Origin of the sequence: Mesorhizobium sp. M0478 (genome assembly GCF_040321305.1) — a bacterium.
Taxonomy (GTDB): domain Bacteria; phylum Pseudomonadota; class Alphaproteobacteria; order Rhizobiales; family Rhizobiaceae; genus Mesorhizobium.
The window spans coordinates 68,194-75,092 of the sequence record NZ_JAMYRH010000021.1 but is presented as its reverse complement, the minus strand read 5'-3'; the positions used below and the strand labels follow the sequence as shown (position 1 = coordinate 75,092).

The 6,899-nt window shown below is 56.4% G+C and carries 10 protein-coding genes; 7 read left to right on the top strand and 3 right to left on the bottom strand.

Translation table 11 applies throughout. From position 1 onward, the window contains the following. Positions 1-202 precede the first annotated feature (202 nt). The gene (locus tag NKI64_RS30570) at positions 203-595 is read left to right on the top strand and encodes a DUF4112 domain-containing protein (RefSeq protein WP_352671855.1); all 393 of its coding nucleotides are present in this window, start codon (positions 203-205) and stop codon (positions 593-595) included. Between the two features lie 87 nt (positions 596-682). On the opposite strand, the gene NKI64_RS30565 is transcribed toward NKI64_RS30570, so the two are convergent. After that, on the bottom strand, positions 683-934 hold the full coding sequence (locus NKI64_RS30565) for a GlsB/YeaQ/YmgE family stress response membrane protein (protein WP_023699159.1): 252 nt from the start codon (positions 932-934) through the stop codon (positions 683-685). Between the two features lie 25 nt (positions 935-959). Here NKI64_RS30565 and NKI64_RS30560 point away from each other — a divergent pair, with 25 nt between their 5' ends. The 4 genes from NKI64_RS30560 (at position 960) to NKI64_RS30545 (ending at position 2,802) form a co-directional block, all read left to right on the top strand. After that, positions 960-1,733 (top strand): DUF2062 domain-containing protein, encoded by a 774-nt coding sequence (locus tag NKI64_RS30560; RefSeq protein ID WP_502901412.1) that lies wholly within the window; start codon positions 960-962, stop codon positions 1,731-1,733. Positions 1,734-1,813: 80 nt separating this feature from the next. Next, complete coding sequence (locus NKI64_RS30555; RefSeq protein WP_352671850.1) at positions 1,814-2,083, top strand: hypothetical protein; 270 nt, start codon at positions 1,814-1,816, stop codon at positions 2,081-2,083. Positions 2,084-2,175: 92 nt separating this feature from the next. Next, positions 2,176-2,490, top strand: coding sequence for a hypothetical protein (locus NKI64_RS30550; protein WP_352671847.1), 315 nt, complete (start codon positions 2,176-2,178; stop codon positions 2,488-2,490). A gap of 120 nt (positions 2,491-2,610) precedes the next feature. Then, positions 2,611-2,802, top strand: a complete 192-nt coding sequence (locus NKI64_RS30545) for a hypothetical protein (RefSeq protein ID WP_352671844.1) — start codon at positions 2,611-2,613, stop codon at positions 2,800-2,802. A 534-nt stretch (positions 2,803-3,336) separates the two neighbouring features. Here the strand turns inward: NKI64_RS30545 and NKI64_RS30540 are convergent. Further along, the gene (locus tag NKI64_RS30540; RefSeq protein WP_245265857.1) at positions 3,337-3,759 is read right to left on the bottom strand and encodes a helix-turn-helix domain-containing protein; all 423 of its coding nucleotides are present in this window, start codon (positions 3,757-3,759) and stop codon (positions 3,337-3,339) included. A 266-nt stretch (positions 3,760-4,025) separates the two neighbouring features. Further along, positions 4,026-4,229: a CsbD family protein gene (locus NKI64_RS30535; protein WP_352671841.1), complete on the bottom strand. Its 204-nt coding sequence runs from the start codon at positions 4,227-4,229 to the stop codon at positions 4,026-4,028. Positions 4,230-4,695: 466 nt separating this feature from the next. Here NKI64_RS30535 and NKI64_RS30530 point away from each other — a divergent pair, with 466 nt between their 5' ends. Then, on the top strand, positions 4,696-5,685 hold the full coding sequence (locus tag NKI64_RS30530; protein ID WP_032996874.1) for an acyltransferase family protein: 990 nt from the start codon (positions 4,696-4,698) through the stop codon (positions 5,683-5,685). Further along, positions 5,682-6,725, top strand: coding sequence for a class I SAM-dependent methyltransferase (locus NKI64_RS30525; protein WP_352671837.1), 1,044 nt, complete (start codon positions 5,682-5,684; stop codon positions 6,723-6,725). The genes NKI64_RS30530 and NKI64_RS30525 overlap by 4 nt, the downstream gene beginning before the upstream one ends. Positions 6,726-6,899 lie beyond the last annotated feature (174 nt).

Sequence of the window (6,899 nt, the reverse complement as noted above, 5' to 3'; positions counted from 1 at the left end):
CGAGATTTGCCTGAGGCCGTCAGCAAAATGACGCCTACTGGTGAATTGCCCGTTGAGGCGCCGAAAAGCTCCGGTGAGACGACCTTGCTCGACGACGTGCCATCGCACAGGACGCAAGCGAATTCAGGCGGTCAAAGCGATATCTAAGGTGACGGCTATCCATCAGGGAGAGATACTAAATCGTACTGGCGCGCGAATTGGCATGATCGGGCAGGGCGGTCACGGTGGTGATACAGCAAACGCACTTGCCAAGTTGGATCTATTGGCCGCGCTACTCGATTCCCGCTGGCGCATTCCAGGCACATCAATTCGTTTTGGACTGGATGCGCTCGTAGGTCTGGTCCCCGTACTCGGAGATGCGGCGACGGGCATTGTCTCGGCCTACATCGTCTTGCGAGCTCGAAACGTCGGTGCCGGAAATGGGTTGGTCGCTCGCATGCTAGGCAACGTGCTGCTGGATACGCTCGTAGGAAGTGTCCCAATTCTCGGCTCGATCTTCGACGTCTATTTCAAGGCGAACAATCGCAACGTCAGACTGCTACGCCGGCACCTCAACAAGTACAGCGGACAGGCTCCGGCGGCGCGACCAGCTTGATCTCGATTTTCCGCTCTGAAGAAAGGCGCGTGGTCCTAAGGATCACGCGCCCCTATCGATACTGATGTGCACAACTCGATTGTAGGCTCAGCGTTTAATCATTCGCGCCACGGCAATCAAAATACACGCGCCGATGAAGCCGGCGACAAGATAGCCGAGCCAGCCGGCCAACGAAACGCCCAGCAGCCCTAGAAGGACATTGGCGACGATAGCGCCGACGATTCCCAAGATGATGTTCATAAGCACGCCCATGTTGCTTTTCATGAACATCTCGGCAAGCCAGCCGGCGATACCGCCGATGACGATCGCTGCTATCCAACCCACACCTGGATCTTCCATATTTTCCCTTTTCCTGGAACCGCAATTGGTTCGACGGGAAAACGTGCCAAACGCCAGTAAAGTTCCGGCACATAGGGCGTTCGTAGCCGAAGGAACCATTCGGAACAAAGCAGCACAGGCTGCGTTTTTTTCAAGACGAGGTCCATCCGTTCAACCGACCGCGTTTGAAGTGGGCAAGAGAGTGCTCTTTAGACGGCGAAATCCTGATGGTCTCTTCGAGCGATTGCGCATTTACATGTGGCCGCGCCGCTCCTTCTCGCGATCGTTTCAGTATGTCTCAAAGCGCATTCTCCGTCTGAACGCCACTCCAAACGCCGTCGCGGCTGGGGTGGCGGCTGGGGTTTTCGCGTCTTTCTTTCCGCTAGGATCCCATTTCGCCATTGCCGCCATCGTGTGCTGGCTAATTTCAGGAAACATGGTGGCGGCAGGGTTGGGAACATTTGTCTTTGGCAACCCGCTGACCCTCCCGTTTGTAGTGGGAGCGTCTTGGGAGACCGGCAAGATCATGTTGCACGTCCACGTGCAAAGTTACGAACGGCCAGCCCATCTGAGTGAGATGTTGAAGACCCTTTCAATTTCGCAATTGTGGGCACCGGTCTTAAAGCCCATGCTGTGCGGTGCGGTGCCACTCGGGCTGATTTTTGGCCTGTTGTTGTACGGCATCACTCGCTATGGCATGACAGCCCTCCGGGAACGGAGGCGCAAGCGACTGGCCAAAAAGGGGAGCCAGTTCCAGCAGCAGGAAGACATCGTTTTATCACCCCCTCTGCCCGCTCGACATCGCCGTTCTGGGGGGTGAATTGCTGGTAGGACAGCTGTGAATTGCCTCCGCTCGTCGGCAATATTTGGCGTTTACCATTGCCTTTTTAGGAGGATGCGATGGTTGCAACGCCCATAGATATCGCTCAAGCCGCCACTGCGACTACGGCTACCTTGCTGAAGTGGCAGAAGTCCATGGAGGAACGCGCCACGTTTCGCCAGAACATGGATCAATCGCGCAGGGCGATCCAAGCCTCACGCGATCTGCTGAAGCGCCTTCGCCAACATCATCGCGACGACATGGCGGAAAGTTCGGAAAATGCCAACCCGTCTACTGCGCCGAATCGCAACGCGCCGGCAGCTAGCGGGAGGCGACCAGAGCCGATGTGAAGGAGAAAGTTTCAGTGGGCTGTTCCTGGGGTCGGCAACGAAGTTTAAGCCTTGTCAACCAGCGACTTTTTTCGCCCGCGTGGAAGTGCCACATGTCTTTCGACAAGGCGCACGTGCTCGGCCTCGACAGTCACCAATGGCCGGAGGCTGACGGTTACCTTGTCCCCGTCGATGCGTGTGACAGGGCCGATCAATTCCATATGCTGGCCAATCACAGTCTTCCAAGTCGGATCGACAACAGAATGCCGGAAGTCGTAGGAGGGGATCGTCAAGCTTATGCGATCGGGCGTCACACGGCCGCGCACAATCGCCGTGACTGCGACCTCGTCGCCAACTTTGATACTTCCCCGAGCGATGCCCAAGACTTTGGAGCAGCCGGCGCCGGCGTCAAGATGAGGGGGAGCTAATAAAACCCCTCCGCGCCGCGATGCAACATCCAGCGCTAATGCGGATTCCACCTTGAAAGATCGATTCCCCAGGTCTTATAAATCCATTAATTGTCCCGTTTGGCGGTGGAGGCAATTGCGATGGGCGGCACAGTTCAAAACACCGAAACTCAGACAGTGGTTAAGGTGGTCGAAGCCTGCGGAGAATGGTTCGTCCGCGTGGTAGAGAAGGGGAAGGAAGACAGCCGATCATTCGAGCTTGAATCCTATGCCCTGGCCTTTGCGGAAGGCCAACGGATCCGTCTGAATCTCGACAAGTTCGTGCGGATTTAACTTAACCGGTCGCGCGGCTTTGCCGGTCCTGTGCCATTCCACTGGCTGAACTGCGCGTTCTGGCCGGTGATACGAGCGTTTGAGCTGCGGCCGAGTATGGTGAGAGGCCACGGCGACGGATCGAGGGGCAAGGAACAGCTTGCCTGCCCCCGTCAACATTTGGACTTAGGTCTGATTCCTTCGCGTAAATGGCCGCGCCGCGAAACATTTCTCCTTCCACTTTGTTGCAGTGGCCGTGCCACTGAGGAGAACATGCACAGTGCCTCTATCAAATGAACTGCGCGACGTAGCTATAGAATTCCAATGCCCGTCCTGTTCGTGCCCAATGGTGAGAAGAGGATCCTGGCTCAAAACGATTGCCGGTTTCAAATGCGATAGCAGCAGGTCCAAAGTGCGGCTCGGCTACGAAGAGAAGCTGGCCATATTCGAGCGGCACCTTAGAAAGGTGAGCGCCGGAACAAAGTCAGTGAACAACCGCCCTTGTCAGCGGCCGCTTTAGAGATCGGGTTGCGGAGTGTACCCGGGCTTTTCCCCTTATGCTTTTTTCTCCCGGCGGCGCCACTGTCTATTATCAGCGGCTAGGCCGCTATCACCTTCTGAGCGGGCTAGCGATGGAGTGCCTTCGACGGTGAAGACGATTCCGGCATCCTCAAACGCTTTGCGGATGGCGGCGAGGTTGTGGGGACGCGGTTTCCTGAATTCGTTCTCAAGATCGCTGATCACCATTTCGCTAAGATTGGCCTTTGCGGCAAGTCGCACACGCGACCAGTTCAGTAGGGCTCGTGCTGCTTTAGATTGATCTGCGGAGGGTACGGTTCGGCTGTCCATACCAGTCGAACATTCAGTATCGCTAAAATGTTCCTCTTGACCTTCTGCGATTTCTCTAACGGCGTGAGGCCGGCCTCTCGGATAACGCGGCAGGGTTTTCCAATAACTTTGCGGAACGCTGATCGTCACGCCGCAACGTCTTCCTTTTCGGCTTGGTCTTCTCAACCAGATCTGGCCTTTTCGCTATCAGGTAGTCAGCCTTGTTCGTTCGATAGTCTTCTTTGTGGATGGACATTGCTACGACCTCCATTGTGGAGATCAACGCGGCTGGAAGCCGACACGTTCCCAAAAATCGCTTGTTCAAGGCCGAGCCGAACGGTACACGGATGCGAAAAACGCGAAAAGGGCGCGGTTCGTTACGCGCCCTTTTATTTGACTAGTCCAACTGTGCTAGCCTACGAGTCCTGCCGACCATACCAGTCGTCGACGTCTCTCCGCACGCGATCCTTCTCAATGCCGTAGCGTTCCTGGATCGTACCTTCGAGCTGATCGCGGTTGCCGGCTATGCGGTCGAGATCATCATCAGTGAGCTTGCCCCACTGCTCCCTGACCTTACCTTTGAATTGCTTCCAATTTCCTTCGACGCGATTCCAATCCATGATGGCGATCTCCTTTCGTTGTCCTTTCGAATAACGGTCATATGGCTGTCAGGTTCCGCTGCAGGTAAGCGCGCTTGCTCGTGATCTAGCAATGGAACCTAATGCCCATCGCCAGCTTGAGTGCGCCGGCCTTTTCAGTTTTGGAACACAGCGGGCCTTTCGCCGTTGGGTGCAATGGAGCAGCTTCGCAGCCAGATGCAGGTATTCGCCGATCCGGGCATGTGGGTCGCCCTGGCGGCACTGCTGATCCCTTATGGGATCGGTGTCGCACTGCTTCTGCGGGTAGCCGGTTGACGGACCTGCCAGCTCTCGCGTCAAGATTGCGGTGGATGCGGCTAGCCAAAAGCCGGTGACCCGGCTTACCTAGTCAGCTTCTGTGTGACCTTTTTGCCGGCCTAACCTGAAATCAGCGAAGTAATCCCGATACCCTGTGGCATGTTACCGCCATTCAGGGCACGTAACACGCATGGGAAGGCTAGAAAATCTTGACGGTCTGCGCGGCTTTGCTGCGCTGTTGGTGGTCGCCGGCCACGTGTGCAATGTGCTCGGCTTCCTTCCTGGAGTCTTCGGCGACGGTGGTGCGCAGGTCGGGGTTCAACTTTTCTTCTGCCTTTCCGGTTTTCTTATGGGAATGCTGTACCTGAACTTGCCGTTCAGCGGGGCGGAAGTGGCTGGCTTTTACAGACGTCGGATCGCTCGGGTGTTTCCGATGTATCTCGCGGTAGTTTTGGCTTCGTTCGTCATAATGAACTTCACGGGAACCCCTGTTCTTTATGCCGTCGACCACTCCAACCTGGCAGCCCACCTGACCTTCTTTCAGGCGACGAGCGTCTTGTGGACGGTCCCGATCGAGGTTCAATTCTACGCTCTTTTCGGCCTCATCTGGCTGATGTTCTCGATCAACAGGCTAGCATCGATCCTAATGCTGCTAACGGCGATCCCCCTGCTGGTGATAATGTCCGATACCTTCGGCGGGCGGCTCTTTTTCGTCTCGTACTTTATGGTCGGGCTTGGCGTTTCGCTGCTGCCGCGCACGTCATCAAACGCCAGCTTTGCCGTAGCCGTCGCCCTATTTTTTGCCGCAATGCCAGCAGTGTCGAAACGACTCGGCATAGACTTTTTCGATTTCTGGAAATCCCCTCTGAATTTCGCTGCAGTCGCCCTTCTCGTACAAACCGCAATCTCGGCCCCCTTAGCAACCAGGACGCTTGGCAGCCGCCCCGCGCGTTACTTAGGCGAAATATCCTATTCGATCTATCTGCTGCACTGGCCTGTCATGGCGCAGTTGTCACGCTGGATCAGCTACGCGGAACATCCTGCCCTCTACACTTCATTGGTCCTCGCCGGTACGCTCGTGGCAGCTACATTGACCTACTACGGCATCGAAAAGCCGGCGCGACGGTTGATCATGACGAGAACAGAACGCCACACCAATCAGGTTGTGGCGATAACATGATGAGATTTGATGAGCTTCTGCGGAATCTCGACAAGAGCACTATGGTCGGCGTCGAGATCGGCCCTTTCTATAGTCCCGTTGCGCCGAAGGCCCACGGCTGGAAAACAACGGTAATCGATTTTCAGGATGGGGAAGCGTTGCGCGCAGCGGCCCGCAATCACAAAGTCGAAGCCATACGCAAGCGAGCCGATCAAATTGAAGATGTCGACATCGTCTGGTCAGGCGAGCCGCTAGATACATTAGCACTCTCTAGAAAGCCGGGCGGCTACGACTTTTTCATTGCCAGCCACGTCATTGAACACACGCCCGATTTGGTCAGCTTCTTGCAACAGGTATCACGCCTTCTGCGGCCAGGGGGCATTGTCTCTCTCGCCGTACCTGACATGCGCAAGTGCTTCGATGTCCTGAAGCCGGCGACCGGCATCCGCGAAGTGCTGACGGCCTACCGAGAGAAGCGGACCCGCCACACACCGGAAACTCTCTTTGAGGCCCGCGCCTGCTCCGCTAACAGAAACGGCGTGGGCTCTTGGCTTGCAGGGTCGAAGGCGCCGCTGAGCTTTACCGAGAATTTTGACCATGTGTGGGGATGTTATCAGGCCGACATCGCCAATCTCGATGGCCCCTATGTCGATGCTCACGCCTGGTTCTTCACTCCGGCTTCATTCGAATTGCTGGTCCTTGAACTGCGCCAAATGGGCCTGATCAGCCTAGCTATTACAAGTCTCGAGGAAAGCCACGGATCCGAGTTCATCGTCCAGCTTAAGGTCGCGCCGGTTGCGAAGATGTCATCGGCTGATTTCGATGCCAAGCGGTTGGAACTGTCGCAACGGCAGATCGCGGAGTTGGCTCAAGAACTGTTTGGCAGCGGGAATCCGCCTATGCCGGCGAGGACCATCTATATCGAGGTACCCGTCCATATCGAGGTACCCGTCCATATCGAGGTACCCGTGCATCCACCGATCCTGTCAACAAAAGCTGTGGCGCTGCTTCTGGCAAGCCGCGTCAAGCGAAAGGCCCTGTCGTTGGTTGGAATGGCCTAGTTGATGAGGCCGTGGGTGCGCAGAGCGTCCTCAATCGACCCTCGCGGCCGACTTCGGTCAGATAGACCTGAATCGTGGTGCCGGTGTTGACGGCCTTCAGTGCCGTCCGCGTCGCCACAAACGTCACGCCGACGGGACCGGTAGCTCCTGTCGGTCCTGTGGGGCCGGTTGCGC

Bases quoted from the DNA above. Each gene is read 5' to 3' on its own strand.
- NKI64_RS30570 (WP_352671855.1), top strand. From the start codon at position 203: ATGATCGGGCAGGGCGGTCACGGTGGTGATACAGCAAACGCACTTGCC.
- NKI64_RS30565 (WP_023699159.1), bottom strand. From the start codon at position 934: ATGGAAGATCCAGGTGTGGGTTGGATAGCAGCGATCGTCATCGGCGGT.
- NKI64_RS30555 (WP_352671850.1), top strand. From the start codon at position 1,814: ATGGTTGCAACGCCCATAGATATCGCTCAAGCCGCCACTGCGACTACG.
- NKI64_RS30550 (WP_352671847.1), top strand. From the start codon at position 2,176: ATGTCTTTCGACAAGGCGCACGTGCTCGGCCTCGACAGTCACCAATGG.
- NKI64_RS30545 (WP_352671844.1), top strand. From the start codon at position 2,611: ATGGGCGGCACAGTTCAAAACACCGAAACTCAGACAGTGGTTAAGGTG.
- NKI64_RS30535 (WP_352671841.1), bottom strand. From the start codon at position 4,229: ATGGATTGGAATCGCGTCGAAGGAAATTGGAAGCAATTCAAAGGTAAG.
- NKI64_RS30530 (WP_032996874.1), top strand. From the start codon at position 4,696: ATGGGAAGGCTAGAAAATCTTGACGGTCTGCGCGGCTTTGCTGCGCTG.
- NKI64_RS30525 (WP_352671837.1), top strand. From the start codon at position 5,682: ATGATGAGATTTGATGAGCTTCTGCGGAATCTCGACAAGAGCACTATG.